Raw genomic sequence first — 1,495 nt, forward strand, 5'->3', positions numbered from 1 at the left:
TTTGGCGACGCCGCGGCGTCGGGTGAGCGACGCTGTAGCGTTACAGCTCAGACGCCAGTCAGGAGAGTGTCGGCAGCCGGCCCGAAGCCCCCTGATGTTTGTTATCCTGAAATTGCATGGGAAAGACCACTCTCTGACAATACCGGGACAGTTCCGGGATGGCTCGCAGTGGTCTGCGACTTTTTTACGTGTTTTCTGCGAGTCGCCTGCGACTCAAACCCGAGGCCGACACGAGCAGTACACGCGGAAGACACGCGGAAAACACGAAGCCTCCCGCCTGTTGTCCCGGAACTGTCCCGAAAAAGAGCCGGAACTGTTTTATCAGGGGATAGCTATTTGCCTTAGAATCCCTCCGCCTCTTCCGGACTACTGCGCACAGACAAGCACTCTTGTTTACCACAGCAGTGAAACTTGCCTATATGTCTTCTACTCACACAACAGGCCATCAACCGGGCGCTTGCCCCGACTTATTCACCCCTGCCTCAACCCTCAATAAAAACGCCCGCCGTTCCCAGTGTTAAGTTTTGTTAAAAACCTATACCAGTCATCATAATATATTACCTTCGCGAGCTGTTTAATAAGTAATTGACTATTATATTGAATTAATGTATCTTTGCAGGATGTTTAAAAACAAGCGTTTATTAACGTGGATCCTTCTAATTACTATTACGATCTTTTCGGGATGTAAAAGTAAATTCGAAAAGCTTTTGAAAAGTAATGATACCGGAAAAAAGTATCAGGAAGCAATTCGTCTATATAACAAAAAAGACTACTCTAAAGCATTGGCCTTATTTGATCAGCTGAACCAGCGGTTCAGAGGAAGGGCTGAAGCTGAAGACCTGGCTTATTACTATGCTTATACTAATTACAGGCTAAGAGATTATACCACCTCCAGATATTTATTTAAAGTATTTGCAGATACCTATCCGAACAGTGCGAGAGCCGAAGAGTGCCGGTTTATGTCGGCTTACTGCTTTTATCTCGATTCGCCAAAATATTCACTGGACCAGCAAAATACGATACAGGCGATCGAATCCCTCCAGCTTTTCATCAATCTCTATCCCAAAAGCGACCGGGTAGCTGAAGCAAGCAACCTGATCGCCGATTTGCGGGATAAGCTGGAAAGAAAAGCTTTTTCCAACGCCAAGTTATATCTGGACATCGGAGGTTACGACGTTCAGAACTACAGATCAGCTGTTTTCGCATTTAAGAATGCCTTAAGGGACTACCCTGACACGAAGTATGCAGAAGAGATGGAATATCTGACCGTGCAGGCCCAATACCTTTATGCTGAAAACAGCATTGAGATAAGACAGGAAGACAGATATACTGAAGCGATCGGCCTGGCAGACGATTTCATTGAAGATCATCCCGACAGTAAATATCTTAAAGCCGTTCAGGATTATAAGAAAAAGGCCAGCGAAGCCATTGTAAAAGTTCAGAAGTTGCTGGCTGCACAGCAGCAGGCTCAACAGCAGAAATCTCAGCCGGCAGA

The 1,495-nt window shown here is 46.0% G+C and carries 1 protein-coding gene; it reads left to right on the forward strand.

What is annotated here, in order from left to right; translation table 11 throughout:
• Positions 1 to 620: 620 nt before the first annotated feature.
• Positions 621 to 1,495 (forward strand): outer membrane protein assembly factor BamD (locus DDR33_RS20690; protein WP_109417716.1); only part of this gene is annotated, 875 nt, incomplete at its 3' end.

The organism is Pararcticibacter amylolyticus (assembly GCF_003130405.1).
GTDB classification, from domain to species: Bacteria; Bacteroidota; Bacteroidia; order Sphingobacteriales; family Sphingobacteriaceae; genus Arcticibacter; species Arcticibacter amylolyticus.